The sequence below is a fragment of the Psychrobacillus sp. genome (assembly GCF_032154225.1).
In the GTDB taxonomy this organism is placed as follows: domain Bacteria; phylum Bacillota; class Bacilli; order Bacillales_A; family Planococcaceae; genus Psychrobacillus.
In genome coordinates, this window is sequence record NZ_JALDYF010000007.1 from 74745 (window position 1) to 95900 (window position 21156).

The window sequence follows — 21156 nt, forward strand, 5'->3', positions numbered from 1 at the left end:
CTACACCTATCACGATTATTAGGAGCCAAACTTCCACATATTCTTTAATTTGGAATAAACCTATAATTATATTAACAGATATTTTGACCCAATACTAGAGAACTATTAGAAACATGCCTCTTGAATAGCAAAATATGTACCAAATCAAGTAGAGTTTTAATATAGACAATCTTACACAATATATCGCAACTATCCCCTACCATGCTCCGACTACTATATTACATAACATATGTGGGGGTATATTTAGTGGAACTAGAAACGGTAAAAATTTTACAAAATATGGTATCGGATACGATACAACGTGCTATTAATAACTATCAACCTAAGGAGTGGTTGAGCTTAAAAGAAGGAGCTTCATATGCTGGGGTTAGTTATAACACGTTCATCAAATTTAGAGAAATGGGGTTAGAAGTGACAGAAATTGATGGCATAAAACGGGTTTCTAAATCAACGATAGATTCCTTTTTTCATCAACATAGTTTCTAAATACTAAGCGGAGAAACAAAATATTTTATAATTAAGCTATGACTCTGATACTATCATGTCATGGCTTTTATATTATAATATAGACTTAATGCTACGTTTTACTATCTTAGCATTATTCCTCTATAAATCTTGCCCTCACAAGAGTAAGGGGAAAATCATGACAAAGAAAAAAGTATCACCAATCAAAAGCTACAAGCTAAAAAACGGAGAGCTACGATACGAGTTCCCTGCTTATTTAGGTGTTGATGCACTAACAGGTAAGCAGAAGCGCACGATTAAGCGTGGTTTTAAAACACGTAAGGAAGCTGAATTAGCATTAGCTCGTATTAAGCTAGATGTTGCAAATGGTACGTACCACCAAGAACGTGCTGAAACATACCAAGAAGTTTACGACCTATGGGTTCAACAATATGAGAAGACTGTGGAAGAAAGCACATATGTAAAAACGGTTGGCGTCTTTAAAAATCACATTCTACCTTCGATGGGTACATATAAAATTGAAAGGATGCATGTCGATGTATGTCAGGAGCATGTTGATGAATGGGCGTCAAAGTTAAAGAAGTTCCGCATGGTAAAAGCATATGCTTCCAAGGTACTGGACTTTGCGATTAAACGTGGATATATACAAACAAATCCGTTTGCACATGTAGAATTGCCCGCTAATACTTCTAAAAAGGTTAATGGAGCAGATGAAGACGAAGTCGAGAACTTCTACACACGTGAACAGCTTATTGAGTTCCTAACATGCTTAGAGCGTGAAAGTAACTACAAGGCGTATGTCCTATTTCGCTTACTCGCTTTCAGTGGAATGCGTAAAGGTGAAGCACTGGCTCTTAAATGGAATGACTTAAACTTCACGACAAACGAAATTCGCATTAATAAAGCCCTTTCAAGAGGTAAAGATAGTAAGCTATATGTAAAGACTACTAAAACAGGTATTGCTCGTACAATCAAAATGGATGATAAAACGATGGCAATATTAAAAGACTGGAAGAAAAAGCAGAAGCAAGATTATCTAATTCTAGGTTTTAATACGATGCAGCCTAAACAACTTGTATTTAGCAATGAACAAAATGAATACTTACAGCCTACAAAAACTCGTAAGTGGATTATACATGTTCAAGACAAATATAAGCTTGGCACAATAACAACACATGGTTTACGTCATACACATTGTTCTTTGCTATTTGAAGCAGGTGCTATTTTAAAAGAAGTTCAAGTTCGCTTAGGTCATTCTGATGTAAAAACAACAATGGACATTTACACACATGTTACACAGAAAGCAAAAGAAGAGGCAGTTTTAAAGTTCTCTAGCTATTTGAACATGTAATGTTTTTGACTATGTTTTTGACTACGTTTTTGACTACGTTCGATTGATACTCATTGAAACCAGATGATATAGACAAAAAGAAAAAACCCTTGAATACCAAGGGTTTTGACGTTCATTGAAACTCAATGAAATTGTAGTATGGAGACGGCGGGATTTGAACCCGCGTCCAGAAACTCTAACACTTAAGCTTCTACGCGTGTATCTTACCTATTTAAAGTTTCGCGTAGCATTATGCCGATAAGCGGGCGTCCTGTACGCTAACTTGGAAATCTCTTGTAGACAGCTCAAGTTGCACTGGCTACCGTATCCCACTAAAGTTGAGCTCTACCTAGCCACATGGGCGATGGATAGATAAAGCAGATCCGAGCTTACGCTGCGAATGCTAAGTTGTTGTTTGTTTTGCCTGTTGTTATAAGTTCCGTTTTTACGGAGCCGAGCCTCCGACGCGCAACTCAAGCTCAGACTATCCCTGTCGAATCCATAACGTCCCCGTTTATGGAATATAAGCTTTGTTACAATAATAACTATATATCAAATATGGTCAAAATTCAAGTAAAACGTTATTGATTGCGCTCTTTAAATGCTCTTTCGATATCACGTTTTGCTTCTTTTTTCTTTAGGACATCTCGTTTATCGTAATCCTTCTTCCCTTTTCCGACCCCGATTAATACTTTTGCATAGCCATTTTTTAAATACATTTTTAGCGGCACGATCGAATAGCCATCTTGCTTTGTTTCGCCGATTAATGTATTAATTTGTTTTTTGTGTAAAAGTAGTTTTCGAGAGCGTAAAGGTTCGTGATTGAAACGGTTTCCTTGTTCGTATGGGCTAATATGCATATTAGAAATCCATGCTTCGTTGTTGCGGATTCGCACGAACGCATCCTTCAATTGCACCTTTGCATTACGAATAGACTTTATTTCTGTACCTTGTAAGACAATTCCTGCCTCGATTGTTTCTTCGATATAGTAATCGTGACTTGCTTTTTTGTTTTGGGCAAGTACTCTATCATCACTCTTTTTTGCCATGCCGTCCACCTCACAAATACTTTAGAGGGAGCGAATAATCGCTCCGTTATTTTTTCTTCGGTCGTTTTCTTCTTGATTGTTTTTTGGCAATTGCTTCGTAAAATTTCTTCTTCTGTTTTACTTCTTTTTTCTCGCCCGGTTGAGAAGTTGTTTTTCTAGCAGTGCCTTCTTTTTTCTTCGCATGAATGACTTTTGGTGCTTCTTTTCTCGTACGGCGGAATGCTTTTTTCATGCCTACGATTTCAAAGTCGATTGCAGATTCCTCTGGTTTCACGGAAGAAACTCGAACAGTTACTTCATCCCCAATTCGGAATTGCTTCCCTGAACGCTCCCCAATCATCATCATTTGACGATCGTCAAAACGGTAATAATCGTCCGTCATATTCGTTACATGCACAAGGCCTTCAATTGTATTCGGAAGCTCGATAAACATACCAAAGTTTGTAACCGAACCAACAATACCTTCGAATTCCTCGCCAATTTTATCAGCCATATACTGTGCTTTCTTCAATGCGTCTGTATCTCGTTCTGCATCTACTGCACGACGTTCACGCTTCGATGTATGATCTGCAATATCATCGATAATCGCACCCCAATGATTAATCGTCGCTTGTGACACATCACCATTCACTAAATACGTGCGAATTAATCGATGGACGATTAAATCGGGATACCTTCGTATTGGAGATGTGAAGTGCGTGTAGTATTCAGTTGATAAGCCAAAATGTCCTAAGCACTCCGAGTAATATTTAGCTTGTTGTAAAGATCTTAACAGCATTGTTGATATTACAGGTTGCTCTGGCATACCTTCAATTGCTTCAATGATTTCTTGTAATGCTTTCGGGTGAATTTCATTGCCAGTACCTTTAACAACTAATCCAAAGTTTGTTAAAAAGTCAAAAAAGCGCTGGAGTTTTTCAGGTTTCGGATCTTCGTGAATACGATAAATAAATGGAACATCCATCCACTTGAAATGCTCTGCAACTGTTTCATTGGCAGCTAACATAAATTCTTCGATTATTCGTTCTGCAATTGTACGTTCACGAATCGCAACATCAGTTGGCCAACCATTTTCATCAACTAAAATTTTTGCTTCAGGGAAATCAAAATTAATCGCTCCGCGGTTTATTCTTTTATTCGTTAAAATAGAAGCAAGCTCTGCCATTGTTTCAAACATTGGAACTAAGCTTTCATAGCGTTCGATTAAAGCAGCGTCTTTTTCTTCTAAAATTTTATACACGTCCGAATACGTCATACGCTCCGTTGTGCGAATAACACTTTGGAAAATTTCATGAGATACGACCATACCTGAACCATCGAAAATCATTTCGCATGATAAAGTTAAACGATCAACTTGTGGATTCAATGAGCAAATACCATTCGATAATCGGTGTGGAATCATTGGAATTACTCGGTCCGCTAAGTATACGCTCGTTCCACGATCATATGCTTCACGGTCCATTGGAGAATCTTCGGGCATATAATGGCTAACGTCCGCAATATGAACGCCAAGTTTGAATGTCCCATCAGGTAATTTAGTAACGGTAACAGCATCATCCAAGTCTTTCGCATCTGCCCCGTCAATCGTGACAATCACTTCATCACGTAGATCTCTTCTATTTTCCAAATCACTTGGATCGATTTCATCCGACACAGCTTCTGCTTGCGCAATTACTTCCTCCGGGAAATCAATTGTAATATCGTGTTTGTGAATAATAGAAAGAATATCGACTCCTGGATCATTTTTATGTCCAAGAATTTGTGATACGATTCCTGTTGCCGATTTTCTTTCTTTTGGCCATTCAGTAATTTCGACAACTACTTTATGTCCCTCGATTGCTCCAAGTGTATCCCCTTTTGCTATGAATACATCCATTGGAACTTTTTTATCGTCTGGAAGAACGAAGCCAAAACCTTTATTGTCTTGGAATGTCCCGACAATTTTCGAAATTCCGCGTTCTGTAATTTTAATGATAGAGCCTTCTCGACGGTCTCCTGAAGATTCTCTCGACACACGAACAAGTACTTTATCGCCATTTACAGCTCCGTTTACTTCCGTTGGCGGAATAAAAACATCATCCATCCCAGCTTCTTCTGGTGCAACAAATCCAAATCCTTTTGCATGCCCGATAAACTTACCAACTACAAGATTCATGCGTGCAGGAATACCGTAGCGATTTGATCTGGAGCGTACGACCTGACCTTTTTCTTCCATTTGTACAAGTGTTTTCACTAATTCTTTAAATTCATCCGCATCTTCAAAACCAAAATGGAGTTCGAGTTCTTTCGTCGTCATTGGTTTATATTCTTCTGCGTTCATTAATTCAAGTAATGTCTCTTTTATATTTTCCATGTTACATCCCTCCTTTTTCAGCGTGTGCACAATTGAGCTGTTTTACACATTCCAATCAAGCGTCTCTAAAAAGTTTAATATATCTTCATGCAATTGTTCTTTTTCTGGACCCAGTGTAATGACATGCCCTGAGTTTTCGTACCAATTGATTTTTTTCTCTAATGATTCGGCTTGTTCAAAAATATAATTAGCAGAGTTGATGTCAATTACACTGTCTTTCTTCCCTTGTGTAACGAGAAGCGGTGCGTATATATGATCAACATTGTCTCTCACATTATATACAAACTCTCTCAATTCCGATAATGTTTCCATCGGCGTTTGACGAATTGCCTCTACTTCTACTTCGATTTGTTGTTCTGTTTTTCCTTCATACTTTTTATATTCTTTTGCATATTTTATTACGCCTTCAAACATTATGTCGGTTGTTTTCATCGTCATAGGAGAACACATCGTAACAATTCCCTTTACAGGAGCTGAATAGCCTAATTTCAATGAAAACACTCCACCAAGTGAAAGACCAGCAACCGCAATTTCCTCGTAACCAGCCGTTTTCAGCTGATCATAGGCTCGCATGACATCTTCCCACCAATCAGTCGGACCAGTAGTAAGTAGTTCTTCTGGTGGCACTCCATGCCCTTTGTAATGCGGAGCTAATGAAGTGTACCCATTCTTTTCTAAAAAACGTCCTAGCATACGAACGTCAGACGAATTGCCCGTAAAACCATGAAGCAATAAAACCGCACGTTTTCCCGCTTCAAAGAAAAAAGGTGTTGGCGTTGTAATTCGCATATAAAATACCTCCTATCAAATTCGCATCGGCAGATTTGAGCCTAGATTTTTGAAAAAGATTAAAAGAAAACGCCTAACCAATCAAAAGTCGGTCAGGCGGTTTGATTTATATCTGTTTTAAAATTTTGTTACAGCTATAGTCAAAACGAAAAATAACACTGCTAATACAATCGTTACTCTATGTAATACAAGGTCCATGCCTCGAGCTTTTTGTTTTCCAAAAAGTTGTTCAGCCCCACCAGAGATGGCTCCTGAAAGACCAGCACTTTTCCCAGTTTGTAATAATACAACAACGATTAATGCGAGCGATACGATGACAAGTAAAATCATTAAAAACGCATGCATTTGTTCCACCTCCTGATATGAACATTCACAACAAAGTTAATTTTACCAAAAACAGTTATCAGATACAACCTTCTTTCATTAAAAATGTTGATTTATCTGATTTGTATGAAGTAATTTTGTGGAAAAGAACTTTTGAAGTTTGTTTTTGGAGGTGGGTTTGAGCTGGATTGGGGCTTTCGTGAAGTATTTTGTTGCTTTCGAATGCTACTTTGGGGCTCTCGTTAGGTGTTTTGTGGCTCTCGATTGCTGCTTTGTGTCTCTCAATGGTATCTTTGTGGCTTTCGACACAGATTGGGTACTTCAACACCTACTTTGAGCTTTCAAATAAAACAAAAAAACAGCCAGTAATTTTCACTGGCTGCCCATTGTTTATTATTTTTTCAAGTTATAAAATGTTTTTTTGCCTAAGTATTGAGCTGTATCATATAATTGATCCTCAATACGTAGTAATTGGTTATATTTTGCTACACGGTCTGAACGAGATGGTGCACCAGTTTTGATTTGGCCTGCGTTTGTAGCAACTGCGATATCTGCAATTGTTACATCTTCAGATTCACCAGAACGGTGAGAAATTACTGCTGTATAGCCAGCACGTTTCGCCATTTCAATTGCATCAAATGTTTCTGTTAAAGTACCAATTTGGTTTACTTTCACAAGAATAGAGTTACCTACTCCTTGCTCAATTCCTTGTGCAAGTTTCTTCGTGTTTGTAACGAATAAATCATCCCCAACTAATTGAATAGTTGAACCTAATTTTTCAGTAAGTAATTTATGTCCAGCCCAGTCATTTTCATCTAAACCGTCTTCGATTGAAATGATTGGATATTTCGAGCAAAGTTCTTCATACCAAGCAACCATTTCTTCTGATGTTTTTACAACACCTTCACCAGTTAAATGATATTTGCCATCTTCTTTATTGAAGAATTCAGAAGCAGCACAGTCCATTGCTAGAAGTACATCTTCGCCTGGTTTGTAACCTGCGTTTTCAATTGCAGTTACGATTGTAGATAATGCTTCTTCGTTCGATTTTAAGTTTGGTGCAAATCCACCTTCATCACCAACAGCTGTATTTAATCCAGCTTCTTTTAATACTGATTTTAAGCTATGGAAAATTTCAGCACCCATACGTAATGCATGACGGAAAGATTCCGCTCCAACTGGCATTACCATGAATTCTTGAATGTCTACGTTGTTATCTGCGTGTTCTCCACCATTAACAATATTCATCATAGGAACAGGTAATTGTTTTGCGTTGAATCCACCTAAATATTGATAAAGTGGAATGTCTAAGTAATCTGCTGCTGCATGAGCAGTAGCGATTGAGATACCTAGAATTGCATTTGCACCAAGATTTCCTTTATTTTCTGTACCATCTAACTCGATCATTGCGCGGTCAATTGATACTTGATCTAAAACAGAGAAGTTTTCCTCTAATTCTGCTGCAAGTATGTTGTTCACGTTTTCGACTGCTTTTAGAACACCTTTACCTAGGTATCTTGATTTGTCACCATCACGAAGTTCTACTGCTTCATATTCACCAGTAGATGCACCAGATGGAACAATTGCACGTCCAAATGCGCCACTCTCTGTAAAGACTTCTACTTCTACTGTCGGGTTCCCACGTGAATCTAATACTTCACGAGCTTGTACATGTGTAATAATTGGCATTTTTAACTCTCCGTTTCGATTAGTGTTTTACCTGTCATTTCAGGCGGTGTTTCTATCCCTAATAAGTGTAACATGGTTGGTGCTAAATCTGCTAAAATTCCATCAGAACGAAGGGAAATATCTTTTTTCGTTACAATTACCGGAACTGGATTTGTCGTATGTGCCGTCATCGGCTGCCCTTCCAGTGTTGTTACTTCATCCGAATTTCCGTGGTCTGCCGTAATAATCGCTTTGCCACCTTTTGCTAAAATAGCATCTACTATCTTACCTAAGCATTCATCTACTACTTCAATCGCTTTTATCGTCGGCTCTAGCATTCCACTATGACCAACCATATCAGGATTCGCAAAGTTTAAAATGATTGCATCAAATTTATCATTCTCAATTTCAGCAAGTAGAGCATCTGTTAGTTCATAGGCACTCATTTCTGGCTGTAAATCATACGTTGCAACTTTTGGAGAATTTATTAAAATACGTTCTTCTCCCGGGAAAGTTTCTTCACGGCCACCACTCATAAAAAATGTGACATGTGGATATTTTTCCGTTTCTGCAATGCGAAGCTGTGTTTTATGATGAGCTGATAAAACCTCTCCGATTGTATTAGACAAATCTTTCTTTTCAAATACTATGTCAGATACAACTTCGTCATTATAATGCGTAAATGATACAAATTTTAAATTCGTTGGATGCTTTTCACTTCGTGTAAAGCTATCAAATGTAGGTGTATTTAATGCTAATGATAATTGAATCGCACGGTCTGGTCGGAAGTTGAAAAAGATTACAGCATCACCAGTATCAATTGTTGCTACTGGTTTTGCATTTTCTTCTACAATAAACGGTAAGATAAATTCGTCTACTATATCTCCTTCGTACGACTTTAAAATTCCAGCTGTTGCTGATTCCGCACTATTTCCAGATCCATCGACAAGTGTACGGTATGCAAGTTCTACTCGTTCCCAGCGACGATCGCGATCCATTGCATAATATCGACCACTTATAGAAGCAAACTTTCCAACACCAATATCTTTCATTTGTTTTTCGGTTTCTTCTACATAGCCCACAGCTGTCCTTGGACCTACATCACGTCCATCTAAAAATCCGTGAACGAAAACTTCTTGTAATCCTTGTTCTTTTGCAAGCTTCAATAATGCGAATAAATGCGAGTAATGACTATGCACTCCACCATCTGAAAGAAGTCCCATTAAGTGAAGCTTTCCACCAGTTTGTTTCACATGCCGGGTTGCAGCAAGAAGCTTTGGCTCTAAAAAGAAATCCCCTTCACGAATCGACTTATGAATTCGTGTTAAATTTTGATACACAACTCTTCCTGCCCCAATATTCAAATGACCAACTTCTGAGTTCCCCATTTGTCCATCCGGTAAACCAACTGCTTCACCAGATGCGATTAATGTTGCATTCGAATAGTCTTTCCAATATCGATCAAAATTTGGTTTATTCGCCTGTGCCACAGCATTTCCAAATGATTCATGGCGTAAACCGAAACCATCTAAAATGATTAAAGCTACTGGACTTTTAGGCATTTTCTCCAGCCTCCACCAATTGGAAAAACGACTCTGCTTGCAAGCTTGCTCCACCAACTAAAGCACCATCGATATGCTCTTTAGAAAGTAATTCTTCAATGTTTTCAGGTTTCACACTGCCACCATACTGAATGCGAACACTGCTTGCTACTTCTTCGCCAAAGCCGTCTAGAATTGTTTCACGAATTGCTTGGCATACATCGTTTGCATCGTCAGCCGTAGCTGTTTTACCAGTACCGATAGCCCAAATTGGCTCATAAGCAATAATTGAACGAACCACGTTTTCTTCCGAAAGTCCTTCTAAAGCAGCCATTACTTGATTGGATACAATTTGTTCTGTTTCGTTTTGTTCGCGCTGCTCTAATGTTTCCCCTACACAAATAATTGGTGTTAATTCATTTGCAAAAGCAGCTTTTACTTTTTTATTGACAGAGCTGTCTGTTTCATTGAAATATTGACGGCGTTCTGAATGTCCGATAACTACATAGCTTACGCCAAGATCTTTCAGTTGATGCGCACTTACTTCACCAGTGAAGGCACCTTCTTTTTCTTCGTGCATCGTTTGTGCACCAACAGACATGAATGTTCCTTTTGTCGCTTGTACTAGCTGATCTAAAAATAATGGAGGTGCACAAATAACTGCTTCCACTTTACTGCTATCCACTTGTTTCCCTTTTAATTGTTCGACAAAGTCTTTTGCTTCTGTAAGTGTTTTATACATTTTCCAATTTCCTGCTATTACTCGTTTACGCATATGATGTCTCCTCCATTATTTATCATTTAAAGCAGATACGCCAGGTAAGTCTTTGCCTTCCATAAACTCTAGGGAAGCTCCTCCACCAGTTGAGATATGATCCATTTTATCTGCTACATTGAATTTTTCTACAGCAGCAGCTGAATCCCCGCCACCAATTACTGTGTAACCAGCAGTTTCGGCCATTGCCTCTGCTACACTCTTTGTACCGTTTGCAAATGCATCCATTTCAAACACACCCATCGGTCCGTTCCAAATGATCAATTTGCTGTTTTTAATAACGTCTGCGTACAATGCAGCAGTTTTCGGTCCAATATCAAGCCCCATCCAATCAGAAGGAATTTGATCAACGTCTACCACTTTTGTGTTTGCATCTTTTGAAAACTCATCTGCAACAACCACATCGACTGGCAAGTAGAAAGAAACACCTTTTTCTTTCGCTTTTTCAATAAAAGATCGAGCTAGCTCAATTTTATCTTCTTCTAAAAGGGATGTCCCAATATCATTCCCTTGTGCTTTAGAGAATGTATACGATAATCCACCACCGATTAAAATATTATCTACTTTATCTAATAAATGATCGATTACACCTATCTTATCTTTCACTTTTGCTCCACCGATAATTGCTGTGAATGGTCTTTCAGGAGTAGATAAAGCTTTTCCTAGTACATCTAACTCTTTTTCCATTAACAAGCCAGAAACAGCTGGTAATAGCTTTGCAATACCTTCTGTTGTTGCGTGTGCACGATGAGCTGCACCAAATGCGTCATTTACAAAGACATCTGCTAATTTAGCGAACGCTTTTGCAAGTTCTGTATCATTTTTTTCTTCGCCAGCATGGAAACGAACGTTTTCTAATAACACAACGTCTCCTTCTGTCATCTCAGCAATTGATTGCTCAACTGCTGTACCGATTGATTCATCCAATTTTTTTACGTCTTTATTCAATAAAGTTGCTAGATGTTCTCCTACTTTTGTTAAACGTAGTTCTTCTTTTACTTCACCTTTTGGGCGTCCCATATGGCTTGCTAGAATTACTTTTGCACCTTGTTCTATTAAATAGTTTATCGTTGGAAGTGCTGCACGAATACGCGTATCATCCGTAATTTTTCCTTCTTCCATTGGCACGTTAAAATCTACTCGACAAAATACACGTTTTCCACTTAAATTAACATCACTCATTGTTTGTTTCTGGTTCATGAGACAGCCCCCTTAGTTCGTATAAAAAGAAGGAGCGAAGGGTAACCCTTGCTCCTTTTACCCTCTTTCATTATAGAGGTTATTTTACATAACTTCTATGAAAAGTATTGAATCAATCATGCTTCGGCGAAATTGCACCCAGATTTTGAATTGCACTTACTGCTGTATTAAATTAAAGACCCTTTTTCGCCATAAGAAGCGCTAGGTCGATACAGCGTGAAGAGTATCCTGATTCGTTGTCATACCAAGATAATACTTTTACCATATTATCTCCTAGTACCATTGTTGAAAGTCCATCAATTGTAGATGATGCTCTGTTGCCGTTATAGTCGATTGAAACTAATGGAAGTTCATTGAAATCAAGAATTCCTTTTAGCTCATTTTCAGAAGCTTGTTTTAAAGCTGCATTTACTTCTTCTGCTGTTACATTTTTTTCAAGCTCTGCAACAAAGTCTACTAAAGACACGTTCGGTGTTGGTACGCGGATTGCCATACCATCTAGTTTCCCTTTAAGCTCCGGAAGTACTTTCGCAACTGCTGAAGCTGCTCCAGTTGTAGTTGGAATCATAGATTCTCCAGCTGCACGAGCACGACGGTAATCGCTATGTGGTAAGTCTAAAATGCGTTGATCGTTTGTGTATGAGTGAATTGTTGTCATCATCCCACGTTTAATACCAAATTGATCTTGTAACACTTTTGCAAGTGGTGACAAGCAGTTTGTTGTACATGATGCATTTGAAATTACATGATCCGTTGCTGGGTTATAATTTTCTTCATTTACACCCATAACAAATGTAGGCATATCATCTTTAGCTGGTTGAGATAAAATTACTTTTTTAGCCCCTGCTTCGATATGTTTGCTAGCTTTTTCAGTTGTGCTGAAAATTCCAGTACATTCAATAACGATATCAATTGCTTGCTCTTTCCATGGAAGTGCTGATGGGTCTTTCTCAGCAAAAACTCGAATATTTTTACCGTTTACAACTAAATATTCACCTTCTGATGATACTTCTGCATCTAAAATCCCGTGAACTGAATCGTATTTCAATAAATGTGCAAGCATTGCAGCATCTGTTAAATCATTGATTGCTACAATTTCTAAATCTTTCTGTTCTAATGCTTCTCTAAATACTTTACGTCCAATACGTCCAAATCCGTTAATAGCTAATTTTACTGTCATTTTTTGTTCCCCCTAGTTTTTTTGTGATATTATTTTCATCATTTCATTTGCCGCGCCTTCATCTGTTACTAACACAGTTTGTGAAGGAGCTTGTTTAAAATACGATAAAAGTGCTTTTGCTTTCAATGCACCACCTGCAACAGCAAGTAGATACTCTATATGTTTTAATTGGTTCAGCTGTACACCGATTGTACGTATCCGATGAACGACTTCCCCTTGTTCATTAAAATAATAACCAAATGCTTCACTAACCGAACCTGCTTCTTTTAATAGATTCAGTTCTTCTTCACTTGAACTTCTTCGACTGGCCATTTGAAGTGCATCGCCAATACCGTGAATAATAATATTCGTTCGTTCATACAAATCCATCATTTCTTGAATAAAAGGTTCTTTTGTCATCGTAGTGTATGCTTCTTCACTCAATCTATCCGGCATATATAATGTTCGGTATGAACCATTCATTTTATTCGCAAAAAGAGAGGCAATTGTGTTTGCTTGAAGCTGAACATCTTTCCCTATTCCACCTCTAGCGGCAATAAACAATAAGTTTTTTAACCTTGTTGTTTGCTGCACATAATTGGAAATAGATGCGATTGTTGATCCACCAGTTACAGCGATTATTTTGTCATCCGTTAGGATGCTTTCCAAATATTTTGCTGCTTCTTGTGATAGAAGTAGGTTTGAGTTGGAATCACCATCTACATCTCCTGGTACAATAATGACTTCTTTAATTTGTAAATGTTTCGACAGTGTTTGCTCTAGCTGTAATCTACCTGACCATTCACGAACAAGTTCTTTCAATTCCAATAAAACGCTCGTTCCGTCAGGAGTAATAGCTGCTCCACCTCGTGTTACTTCAATTAATCCTTGATTTCTTAAAGTGTCTAGCTCTTTTCTAATATCTCTTTCGGTGAGAGCTAGATGTTCCCCTAAAACTCGTCGGCCAATTCCTTGTGAAAGCTGAATCGTTTGAAGGACTCGATACCTCTTTTGCAGCAATTCACTCATTTCAGGAATTAGTTTTAATTGAGCAGAGAGAAAAGATTCCATATTTCACTTCCTAACCGCTTGTGACGTTTTTGTCCCACTAGATAAAAAAATGTCCCAGTGTATCAAAAAAAATTGAATTTCTATAATTATCATACAATATAATTTTCAGCTTAGCAATACCGAAGCATTATTTTACTAATGCTTCTAATATTGTTGCGTAATCTACTTGTCCGTACTGAATGATGTCTCCATCTAATTCGACAACCGGAATCATCAGCATATATTTTTCATGGAGCTTGTCATCTTGTTCGATATTTATTTCTTTTATGTCAAAAGATACATCCTCTTGCACGAGCTTCAGCATAAGCCTGGCTTCTTCACATAAATGACAGCCTGGTCTTGTATAAAAATGGACAATCATTTTATATCACTCCTTCCAAAAATTATGTGATACATTTTTATTATAATCTTTTTGTAAAATAAAAGTGATACTTTTGATTTGCTGCTTCGTCTATTGCAATAAGGGGGTCAGAATGTGGAAATGGAACCGCTATACACTGAGCACAGTGATCGTGTTTACAGCTATATATACTATCTTGTCCGTCATAAAGAATGTGCCGAGGATCTTACCCAAGAAACATTTTATAAAGCATATAAAGGGCTAGATGCTTTTAACAAACAAGCTTCAACTGCCACTTGGCTTTTAAAAATAGCACGTAATGTGACCTATGATTATTTTCGAAGGAAAAGAGTCGTGCAATTTTTCTCCTTCGAGAAAGAACATGATTTAGAAACAAAGGAACTCTCACCAGAGAGCCGATTTGAAAAAAAGGAACAGCTTGCCAAAATGTATAACTCCTTAAACAAACTAAAAAAGGAGTATCAAGAAGTGCTGCTCCTGCGAAAGATACAAGAATGCTCCATCCAAGAAACAGCCTATATACTCGGCTGGACCGAGGCAAAAGTAAAGATGAAGATGACACGTGCACTAGAGGCACTAAAAAAAGAATTTCATCAAGAAGGAGGTCAAGCAAATGGATGAATTTGATAAGCTTTTTGAAGAAATGAAAGATGTGGAGCGAACAGAGGAAGCAAAGCGCAATTCGTGGCTAGCCTTAAAGGATAGAATAGAAACAAAAAGAAAACCCACTATATTCCCCGCCTTTATTTCATTAGCAGTAATCGCAATTGCCTCCTTTCTATTTTTTACTTTTTCGGAAACCGAGCAATCGGCTAAACCTCTTTCAAATGAAGACGTTATCAGGGCAGTATTAGAGAGAGAATACAATGGACCTGATAGGGAAATTTTGCGCTTAACGAATGAATGGATGAACCTCCAAAGCGAAACAGAAGCGAAAAATCAAGAGGAGTATGATCTGCTCCTAGAGTCTAAGCAGTACAAAGATTTAATGAATTATTTTCCAACTACTTTTGGGGATTATTTTACCGAAGATATGCTGACAAAAGCGATTTATTCCAATATGGTTTTCAAATATCATTATTACCTAGAAGATACAGATATAGAGATGTATCTAGAGAACGTGGAAATTATGAAAGAGAAAGATCATCCGAATATTTATCGCCCTGAAATAGAGGTTTCCTTAACAAATAGCCAAGGACAGAAAATTTTTCATACATTGAGAGAAGAATTTATCTTTTCTACATCAGAGCCAGGAAAAATAGGGAGCTATAATCTGCTTAGAGACGGCGATAGCGTGGATTTACAAGAGAAAATAGAGAACTTCAGCGCATTTGTTGAAGGAAGTGATGTAAAAACACCATCGTTTGATGTTTCCTTTGACACACTTTGCTTCAATGGTCGCATCGTTAATCAACAAGATGAAGTAGCATTTAAGTCGGGATGTACATCCGATAATAAGCAAATAAAATCCATCATGTTGATGTTCAATAGTTTTTTCATTAAAGAAGCAACTGAGCAAGATAGTCTTGAGAGAACAGAAGCCCTTTCTCAAATGGATAATTTTCAAATTTATTTAACAAACGGGGCAGATAAAGGAACTACATTGTATACAATTACATTATTCGAAGATGGAGTAATCATGTTCGCTCCAGATTTTGATCTTGGAATTAGTGGTGATATCACCATTAAACCACATGCCCTTGAATATGAATTGATCAAACAGAAGCTAGATGAATTCGCTGAAAATGAATAATGAGAGATGAGAAATCCTAGAGCGATTCGATTTTTGACCTGAACCATCCGATTAATGTATTTTCGAATACTTATTCTTTCAAAAAACACTCCTTCAAAATAGAAAATGCCGAAACATTGATTTAACAATGTTTCGGCATTTTCAAATTCAAATATTTTTGTTGTAAAAGGGACTTCTTAGGCAGCCCCTTAGCTATTTGGTTACTAATCAACCGATTCTAGATTCAGCATCTTTTATTACCACTTACGTCCTGCTCCTCCGCCTCCAGAGCTACCACCGCCGAAGCCTCCAAAACCGCCTTTAGAACATCTTCCACCACTGCTACCAAATCCGCCTCCGAAGCTACCTGTTCCATACCAGGATGGCTTAGAACTTCGTCTAGAGCCTCCGCTACCTCCGCCTCTACCGCCATTAGATGTAATTGTGTAAATGAGGTAGATAATCACGATAATTGCAATAATAGTCATAAATGAAAATCCTTCATCTTCAGCTGGATCTTTAGGCTCTACTAGCTCACCATCCCAGCCATACTCTTTTGCAATTTCATTGTATAACACTTGGTAGGTTGACAATACAGCATCATTGATCGATCCTTGCTCTAAAAATAGCAGCGTATACTCCTCGACAATACGACCAAGTTTTCCGTCAGGTAATGCTCCTTCTAGCCCTTGCCCTACTGAAATATGCACATCGCGTTTTCCTTTTTTAGTAGGATCAGTTTCAATAATCAATAATGCACCATTGTTTTTTTCTTTATTACCAATACCGTATTGACGAATAACATCTACTCCAAATTGTGCAACATCCTGACCATTTAAACTTTCAATAATCATTACAACAATTTGTGCTCCTGTCGCATTATCTAAATTTTGACCAAGTTGTTCTATTTCCTCTTCTTCGCTATTTGATAAAACTCCTACGAAGTCTTGTACGTATAATTCTCCACCCTGTGGCTTTGGAATATCTGATGCCGCTACCGTTATTAATGGAACAGATAGAAATAAAAGTAGCGCTGCTATAAGCATTCGCGCAACTTTTTTCATTACTTACCATCTCCTTTAAAATCAACAACTGGTGCATCTTTTGCATTTGCATCTGCTTTAAAATATTCCTTTTCATCGAAATTAAAAATCGATGCGATAATACTGCCCGGCATACGCTTTACTTTTTTATTGTAATCAGAAACAATTTCATTATAATCTTGTCTTGCTACAGATAAACGATTTTCCGTACCAGCAAGCTCATCCATTAATTGACGGAAATTTGCATCCGCTTTTAATTCTGGATAGTTTTCCACAACAACTAATAGTCTGTTTAATGCACCTGACAATTCATCATTTGCTACCGCTTGTTCTTCCGGTGTTCCAGCCCCCGCTAATTTTGCACGAGCATCCGCGATATTGCCAAGTACTTCTTTTTCATGTTCTGCAAACCCTTTTACTGTGTTCACAAGATTTGGTATTAAATCTAATCGACGCTGTAATTGATTTTCTATTTGTGCGTAAGCTTTATTTACATTTTCTTCTCCATCTACAAACCCGTTATAACTTGGTATTAATATTGCTGCAAACACGGCACTAATAACGAGAACTATCACAATCTGCCCTAATAATTTTTTCAAGTATTTCACTCCTTATAGATATAGTACTCTTATACTTTTTATTTTCAAATTTGAAACATATCATGTATACGGAAAAAAGAGAAAAGAGTTTCAAAAAAACACCCTCTTCAAATTCGAAAAGAGTGTTTTCCTTTATGCGACTAATGGAAATTCTAATATACTTATCCGTTTTTTTGATCGGGAGGCGGACTTATCGTTTCTTTATTCGTTACTTCAAGTACATCTAGAAGGAAAACAAAAATCGGAATTCCAATGATTAATCCCCAAACACCAAAGAAGCTTTCCGAAAAAATAAGAACAATAAACGTATAAAAAACGGGTAAATCCGTTTTGGAAGACATCAGTTTTGGATTCAAAATATACGCTTCAATTGCATGGATGATCATAATTGCCACTACTACATAGGCTACTTTTAGGACTCCTCCAATTGTAAAAGCAATTAAAGTTAATGGAATGAGCGATATAATTACTCCTGCAACCGGAATAAGTCCTAAAAAGAAAATCAAAATCGCCAAGCCAAATATTTGCGGAAATCCTAAAATGCTTAATGCAATTACCGTCAAAATAGTATTGACGATAGCAATAATGAATTGGGCTTCAATTACTTTTCCAAAAGTACGAGTAAATTTTGATGCAAAATATTCAATTTCAAAATAAAAAGGTGCAATCTTGCTATATTTAAACTTACTTGTGAATTCTTTTAATCGTGGTTTTTCTAGCAAGAAAAACAAGCTCAAAATTAAAGCAATCATGACTTGAACACTTGTTTTACTAATACCTGTAAAATATTTCAACAAAAAAGATAAGCCGTTTTCTAAATAAGCAGTAAGCTGATTTTTGGAAATAATCATTTCTATATAACCAATCAAAACATTTTCATGAGGCTGTGTATAAAAAGCAGTAATTTGCCTAGCAAGCTGGCTGATTTGTACTGTTATAATAGGTAAATATTTCACGACGCCTAAGGTCAATAGTCCGACAATTAGTGAATACATAATGATAACAAGGGTTTTCCGATTTAATCGTATGTATTTGACTACAAATTCTATGAGGCGATCTACCAAAAATGTGAAAATAAACGTCAATAAGATTAGATTCATCATACTTCTCATGCTATAGAGTATGAAAACAATTAAAACAAAAATTAAAACTCGTTTTACGCCTTTTTTTTGAAAAAATTCCGTTACAACATCCATAGACCTCTGAACTCCCTATTCACTTTTTCTAAATCAAATACGCCTCGGCGTATTTGCTCCTGCGCAAAGCTCGTCGCAGAAAACACTGCGCCAAGATTTTTATCGAGCTTGCTCGATAAATTCCTCTGAAAATCTGTGGCATCCACCGGGGCTTTAACTTCATTCAGTAGTTATTGTTTGCTGAATGAAGTTAAAATTTCATTATAACGCCTCTTTTTTTCATTATCACCTTATATTATGGAGATAACAAGCGAAATGTTATCCTCGATTCATTGAACACACAAAAAAAACACACTGAAACGTTACAATAGCGTTTTAGCGTGTTTTCTCTATAATTCCAGTTTAACACGGAATTACCTAATATATGCCCTCGGCGAGGATCGAACTCACATTACAAGCTTCGGAGGCTTGTGTGTTATCCATTACACCACGAGGGCTAGCGACTTATATATTATACAAATGTAATGCAAATAATTCAACCTAACATTTCGAAGCTTAATATTTGACCTTCCTTGACCTTACTGTGTATGATAAAGTTACAACTGGGATAGTATTTCTCAGTAAGCAAATTATAAAACCACCTTTGAAGGAGGCAATCAGGATGAATTTAATTCCTACAGTTATTGAACAAACAAATCGTGGGGAACGTGCATACGATATTTACTCACGATTATTAAAAGACCGTATTATTATGCTTGGAAGCGGGATTGATGACAATGTTGCTAACTCCATCGTTGCTCAGTTACTATTTTTAGAAGCGGAAGATCCAGAAAAGGATATTTCGATCTACATTAATAGTCCAGGTGGTAGTATTACAGCTGGTATGGCGATCTACGATACGATGCAATTCATCAAACCAGATATTCAAACAATTTGTATCGGTATGGCTGCTTCTATGGGAGCATTCTTACTTACTGCAGGTACAAAAGGAAAACGTTTCGCACTTCCTAACGCAGAAGTAATGATTCACCAACCACTTGGTGGCGCACAAGGGCAAGCTACTGAAATTGAAATTGCTGCTAAACGTATTTTATTCTTACGTGAGAAACTAAATACAATTATGGCTGAACGTACTGGTCAACCATTAGATGTTATTTCAAAAGATACAGATCGTGATAACTTCATGACTGCTGAACGTGCAAAAGAATATGGCCTAATCGATCATATTATTTCTCGCAGCGATATGAAAAAAGCATAATAAAAAACGGGCAATTTTGCCCGTTTTTTTTTATTCTTCATTAGCAATAAATTTTGCTAATGCCTCTACAGCTTCTTCTTCATCAAAGCCATCCGCACTTAAGTTAACCGTAATCCCTTTGCTAATAGCCAAACTCATAATACCCATAATGCTCTTTGCATTTACTTTTTTCTCATCTTTTTCTAAATATACATCTGCAATATAGCGATTAGCTTCTTGTACAAATAATGCCGCTTGTCTTGCTTGTAATCCAGTTTGTAATTTCACTTCGACTTGTTTTTCTGTCATTGGTGCACGCTCCATTTCACTAAATTGTCTCGCCTCTGCGAAGTGCATCTGCTATTTCATCTATTTTCCGTAGCCGATGATTAATACCCGACTTACTTACATTTCCAGTGGAAACCATTTCGCCTAATTCCTTTAATGTAACATCTTGGTATTCTACACGCAACCTGGCAATTTCTCTTAACTTTTCTGGTAGCTGATCTAAGCCAATTGCATTTTCTATAAATCGTATATTATCCACTTGTCGAATTGCTGCGCTAATCGTTTTATTCAAATTAGCTGTTTCGCAATTCACTAGGCGATTTACGCTATTTCTCATATCTCGTATAATGCGAACGTCTTCAAACTTCAGTAATGCACTGTGAGCTCCCGCTATACTTAGAAAATCAGAAATTTTTTCTGCTTCTTTCAAATAAGCAACATAGCCCTTTTTTCGTTCGATCGTTTTACCATTCAAATCAAATCCATTCATCAAATCCACTAGCGCATCACTATGCGTTTTATATAATGAATACACTTCTAAATGATACGACGAAGTTTCTGGATTATTAACAGATCCTCCTGCTAAAAAAGCTCCTCTTAAATAAGCACGCTTACAGCATTTTTTCTTCACAAGCTCTTTGGAGATCGAATATTCAAATTGAAAGTTTTCTTGTAGAATTTTCAAATCTTCCAATAAACTCTTTGCACCTTCGCGAACTCGACAAATATAAACATTATTTTTTTTCAATCTCATTTTTTTTCGAACGAGCAGTTCTACTTGATACGGATATAATTGCTTAATAAGTGTATACAGTCTTCGTGCAATCGCTGCATTTTCTGTTTGCACATCTAAACTTAATGCTTTATTGCTAAATGATAATGAACCATTCATTCGTATGAGAGCTGAGAGTTCAGCTTTTGAACAACAAGGTTTTGATTCCTCTTGTGTCATCTCTTTTTTCGTTTCGGAAGCAAATGACATAAGCTGTCCCCCCCTTTCTTGCTAGAGACTATAGCTTGTTTTTTACAATTTTCT

General features: G+C 37.2%; 21 protein-coding genes, 1 tRNA gene and 1 other RNA gene. 5 read left to right on the forward strand and 18 right to left on the reverse strand.

What is annotated here, in order from left to right:
- Window positions 1–246 precede the first annotated feature (246 nt).
- Both RUH95_RS11270 and RUH95_RS11275 read left to right on the forward strand, forming a co-directional pair.
- On the forward strand, window positions 247–486 hold the full coding sequence (locus RUH95_RS11270) for a DNA-binding protein (RefSeq protein WP_313892970.1): 240 nt from the start codon (window positions 247–249) through the stop codon (window positions 484–486).
- 157 nt (window positions 487–643) lie between these two features.
- Window positions 644–1816 (forward strand): site-specific integrase, encoded by a 1173-nt coding sequence (locus tag RUH95_RS11275; RefSeq protein WP_313892971.1) that lies wholly within the window; start codon window positions 644–646, stop codon window positions 1814–1816.
- 136 nt (window positions 1817–1952) lie between these two features.
- Here RUH95_RS11275 and ssrA read toward each other — a convergent pair.
- The 12 genes from ssrA to RUH95_RS11335 all read right to left on the reverse strand — a co-directional run bounded on the left by ssrA (window position 1953) and on the right by RUH95_RS11335 (window position 14085).
- Window positions 1953–2307: a transfer-messenger RNA gene (gene ssrA / locus RUH95_RS11280) on the reverse strand.
- Window positions 2308–2376: 69 nt separating this feature from the next.
- Complete coding sequence (gene smpB, locus RUH95_RS11285; protein ID WP_313892972.1) at window positions 2377–2844, reverse strand: SsrA-binding protein SmpB; 468 nt, start codon at window positions 2842–2844, stop codon at window positions 2377–2379.
- Between the two features lie 46 nt (window positions 2845–2890).
- Window positions 2891–5197 carry a ribonuclease R gene (gene rnr, locus RUH95_RS11290; RefSeq protein ID WP_313892973.1) on the reverse strand — a complete coding sequence of 769 codons (2307 nt, stop codon included), beginning with the start codon at window positions 5195–5197 and terminating at the stop codon, window positions 2891–2893.
- A 42-nt stretch (window positions 5198–5239) separates the two neighbouring features.
- Window positions 5240–5986 carry an alpha/beta hydrolase gene (locus RUH95_RS11295; RefSeq protein WP_313892974.1) on the reverse strand — a complete coding sequence of 249 codons (747 nt, stop codon included), beginning with the start codon at window positions 5984–5986 and terminating at the stop codon, window positions 5240–5242.
- A gap of 117 nt (window positions 5987–6103) precedes the next feature.
- Complete coding sequence (secG, locus tag RUH95_RS11300; protein ID WP_313892975.1) at window positions 6104–6331, reverse strand: preprotein translocase subunit SecG; 228 nt, start codon at window positions 6329–6331, stop codon at window positions 6104–6106.
- Window positions 6332–6703: 372 nt separating this feature from the next.
- A complete protein-coding gene (gene eno / locus RUH95_RS11305) occupies window positions 6704–7999 on the reverse strand; it encodes a phosphopyruvate hydratase (protein WP_313892976.1) in 1296 nt (431 codons plus the stop codon).
- Between the two features lie 2 nt (window positions 8000–8001).
- Entirely contained in the window at window positions 8002–9540 is a 1539-nt protein-coding gene (gene gpmI, locus RUH95_RS11310; protein ID WP_313892977.1) for a 2,3-bisphosphoglycerate-independent phosphoglycerate mutase, read from the reverse strand.
- Complete coding sequence (gene tpiA / locus RUH95_RS11315; protein WP_313892978.1) at window positions 9533–10294, reverse strand: triose-phosphate isomerase; 762 nt, start codon at window positions 10292–10294, stop codon at window positions 9533–9535. The genes gpmI and tpiA overlap by 8 nt, the downstream gene beginning before the upstream one ends.
- Window positions 10295–10309: 15 nt before the next feature.
- Window positions 10310–11476, reverse strand: coding sequence for a phosphoglycerate kinase (locus RUH95_RS11320; RefSeq protein WP_397469499.1), 1167 nt, complete (start codon window positions 11474–11476; stop codon window positions 10310–10312).
- A gap of 190 nt (window positions 11477–11666) precedes the next feature.
- Window positions 11667–12674: a type I glyceraldehyde-3-phosphate dehydrogenase gene (gene gap / locus RUH95_RS11325; protein WP_313892980.1), complete on the reverse strand. Its 1008-nt coding sequence runs from the start codon at window positions 12672–12674 to the stop codon at window positions 11667–11669.
- 12 nt (window positions 12675–12686) lie between these two features.
- Window positions 12687–13724 carry a sugar-binding transcriptional regulator gene (locus RUH95_RS11330; RefSeq protein ID WP_313892981.1) on the reverse strand — a complete coding sequence of 346 codons (1038 nt, stop codon included), beginning with the start codon at window positions 13722–13724 and terminating at the stop codon, window positions 12687–12689.
- A 127-nt stretch (window positions 13725–13851) separates the two neighbouring features.
- Window positions 13852–14085 carry a glutaredoxin family protein gene (locus RUH95_RS11335; protein ID WP_313892982.1) on the reverse strand — a complete coding sequence of 78 codons (234 nt, stop codon included), beginning with the start codon at window positions 14083–14085 and terminating at the stop codon, window positions 13852–13854.
- A gap of 120 nt (window positions 14086–14205) precedes the next feature.
- Between RUH95_RS11335 and RUH95_RS11340 the strand changes: the two genes are divergently transcribed.
- On the forward strand, window positions 14206–14706 hold the full coding sequence (locus RUH95_RS11340; RefSeq protein ID WP_313893102.1) for an RNA polymerase sigma factor: 501 nt from the start codon (window positions 14206–14208) through the stop codon (window positions 14704–14706).
- Window positions 14699–15838, forward strand: a complete 1140-nt coding sequence (locus tag RUH95_RS11345) for a hypothetical protein (RefSeq protein ID WP_313892983.1) — start codon at window positions 14699–14701, stop codon at window positions 15836–15838. The genes RUH95_RS11340 and RUH95_RS11345 overlap by 8 nt, the downstream gene beginning before the upstream one ends.
- A 236-nt stretch (window positions 15839–16074) precedes the next feature.
- Here RUH95_RS11345 and RUH95_RS11350 read toward each other — a convergent pair whose 3' ends face one another.
- The 4 genes from RUH95_RS11350 to RUH95_RS11365 all read right to left on the reverse strand — a co-directional run bounded on the left by RUH95_RS11350 (window position 16075) and on the right by RUH95_RS11365 (window position 19092).
- Window positions 16075–16881 (reverse strand): TPM domain-containing protein, encoded by an 807-nt coding sequence (locus tag RUH95_RS11350; protein ID WP_313892984.1) that lies wholly within the window; start codon window positions 16879–16881, stop codon window positions 16075–16077.
- A complete protein-coding gene (locus RUH95_RS11355) occupies window positions 16881–17459 on the reverse strand; it encodes a LemA family protein (RefSeq protein ID WP_313892985.1) in 579 nt (192 codons plus the stop codon). Before RUH95_RS11355 ends, RUH95_RS11350 begins: the two co-directional genes overlap by 1 nt.
- Before the next feature lie 161 nt (window positions 17460–17620).
- Window positions 17621–18655, reverse strand: a complete 1035-nt coding sequence (locus RUH95_RS11360; RefSeq protein WP_313892986.1) for an AI-2E family transporter — start codon at window positions 18653–18655, stop codon at window positions 17621–17623.
- A 365-nt stretch (window positions 18656–19020) separates the two neighbouring features.
- Window positions 19021–19092 (reverse strand) — tRNA-Arg (locus RUH95_RS11365).
- Between the two features lie 164 nt (window positions 19093–19256).
- On the opposite strand from RUH95_RS11365, the gene clpP reads away from it, so the two are divergent.
- Window positions 19257–19853 carry an ATP-dependent Clp endopeptidase proteolytic subunit ClpP gene (clpP, locus tag RUH95_RS11370; RefSeq protein ID WP_313892987.1) on the forward strand — a complete coding sequence of 199 codons (597 nt, stop codon included), beginning with the start codon at window positions 19257–19259 and terminating at the stop codon, window positions 19851–19853.
- Between the two features lie 30 nt (window positions 19854–19883).
- On the opposite strand, the gene RUH95_RS11375 is transcribed toward clpP, so the two are convergent.
- A complete protein-coding gene (locus RUH95_RS11375) occupies window positions 19884–20141 on the reverse strand; it encodes an HPr family phosphocarrier protein (protein WP_313892988.1) in 258 nt (85 codons plus the stop codon).
- 19 nt (window positions 20142–20160) lie between these two features.
- Window positions 20161–21102: a DNA-binding protein WhiA gene (gene whiA, locus RUH95_RS11380; RefSeq protein WP_313892989.1), complete on the reverse strand. Its 942-nt coding sequence runs from the start codon at window positions 21100–21102 to the stop codon at window positions 20161–20163.
- Between the last annotated feature and the right edge of the window lie 54 nt (window positions 21103–21156).

Excerpts from the sequence above, each read along its gene's own strand:
- RUH95_RS11375 (WP_313892988.1), bottom strand. The coding sequence starts at position 20,141 with ATGACAGAAAAACAAGTCGAAGTGAAATTACAAACTGGATTACAAGCA.
- RUH95_RS11275 (WP_313892971.1), top strand. The coding sequence starts at position 644 with ATGACAAAGAAAAAAGTATCACCAATCAAAAGCTACAAGCTAAAAAAC.
- eno (WP_313892976.1), bottom strand. The coding sequence starts at position 7,999 with ATGCCAATTATTACACATGTACAAGCTCGTGAAGTATTAGATTCACGT.
- RUH95_RS11330 (WP_313892981.1), bottom strand. The coding sequence starts at position 13,724 with ATGGAATCTTTTCTCTCTGCTCAATTAAAACTAATTCCTGAAATGAGT.
- gap (WP_313892980.1), bottom strand. The coding sequence starts at position 12,674 with ATGACAGTAAAATTAGCTATTAACGGATTTGGACGTATTGGACGTAAA.
- RUH95_RS11345 (WP_313892983.1), top strand. The coding sequence starts at position 14,699 with ATGGATGAATTTGATAAGCTTTTTGAAGAAATGAAAGATGTGGAGCGA.
- RUH95_RS11360 (WP_313892986.1), bottom strand. The coding sequence starts at position 18,655 with ATGGATGTTGTAACGGAATTTTTTCAAAAAAAAGGCGTAAAACGAGTT.
- whiA (WP_313892989.1), bottom strand. The coding sequence starts at position 21,102 with ATGTCATTTGCTTCCGAAACGAAAAAAGAGATGACACAAGAGGAATCA.
- gpmI (WP_313892977.1), bottom strand. The coding sequence starts at position 9,540 with ATGCCTAAAAGTCCAGTAGCTTTAATCATTTTAGATGGTTTCGGTTTA.
- RUH95_RS11340 (WP_313893102.1), top strand. The coding sequence starts at position 14,206 with ATGGAACCGCTATACACTGAGCACAGTGATCGTGTTTACAGCTATATA.
- smpB (WP_313892972.1), bottom strand. The coding sequence starts at position 2,844 with ATGGCAAAAAAGAGTGATGATAGAGTACTTGCCCAAAACAAAAAAGCA.
- RUH95_RS11335 (WP_313892982.1), bottom strand. The coding sequence starts at position 14,085 with ATGATTGTCCATTTTTATACAAGACCAGGCTGTCATTTATGTGAAGAA.
- tpiA (WP_313892978.1), bottom strand. The coding sequence starts at position 10,294 with ATGCGTAAACGAGTAATAGCAGGAAATTGGAAAATGTATAAAACACTT.
- RUH95_RS11350 (WP_313892984.1), bottom strand. The coding sequence starts at position 16,881 with ATGAAAAAAGTTGCGCGAATGCTTATAGCAGCGCTACTTTTATTTCTA.
- RUH95_RS11295 (WP_313892974.1), bottom strand. The coding sequence starts at position 5,986 with ATGCGAATTACAACGCCAACACCTTTTTTCTTTGAAGCGGGAAAACGT.
- clpP (WP_313892987.1), top strand. The coding sequence starts at position 19,257 with ATGAATTTAATTCCTACAGTTATTGAACAAACAAATCGTGGGGAACGT.
- secG (WP_313892975.1), bottom strand. The coding sequence starts at position 6,331 with ATGCATGCGTTTTTAATGATTTTACTTGTCATCGTATCGCTCGCATTA.
- RUH95_RS11320 (WP_397469499.1), bottom strand. The coding sequence starts at position 11,476 with ATGAGTGATGTTAATTTAAGTGGAAAACGTGTATTTTGTCGAGTAGAT.
- rnr (WP_313892973.1), bottom strand. The coding sequence starts at position 5,197 with ATGGAAAATATAAAAGAGACATTACTTGAATTAATGAACGCAGAAGAA.